General features: G+C 53.5%; 1 rRNA gene. It reads left to right on the top strand.

Annotated features, from left to right (window positions below):
• Positions 1-585 (top strand): 23S ribosomal RNA (locus WFG93_RS13905); the annotation flags it as partial.

Here is a 585-nt window from a genome sequence, read left to right as displayed (position 1 = left end):
ATGAGGCTAAACCGGGTGTGTGTGATAGCCGGCAGGCGTTGCATGCCCGGGGTTGCGGGACTTTTCTGAACATTCTGCCGAGTGTTCGACGTGATGTGACGATATAGACGAACCGTTTTGAAAGACGGGCCATAGTGGGTGCCAGCCCCGTAGTCGAAATGTTGTGTGCAGCGTGAAGAGTATCCCAAGTAGCACGGGGCCCGAGAAATCCCGTGTGAATCTGTCAGGACCACCTGATAAGCCTAAATACTCCCAGATGACCGATAGCGGACAAGTACCGTGAGGGAAAGGTGAAAAGTACCCCGGGAGGGGAGTGAAATAGTACCTGAAACCGTTTGCTTACAAACCGTTGGAGCCTCCTTAGTAGGGGTGACAGCGTGCCTTTTGAAGAATGAGCCTGCGAGTTAGTGATATGTGGCGAGGTTAACCCGTGTGGGGTAGCCGTAGCGAAAGCGAGTCTGAATAGGGCGTTTCAGTCGCATGTTCTAGACCCGAAGCGAAGTGATCTATCCATGGCCAGGCTGAAGCACGTGTAAGAGCGTGTGGAGGGCCGAACCCACTTAGGTTGAAAACTGAGGGGATGAG

Origin of the sequence: Microbacterium sp. USHLN186, from assembly GCF_037145155.1 — a bacterium.
Lineage (GTDB): Bacteria > Actinomycetota > Actinomycetes > Actinomycetales > Microbacteriaceae > Microbacterium.
Note: the sequence above shows the minus strand (reverse complement) of the source record. Positions and strands in the feature narration are given on the sequence as shown.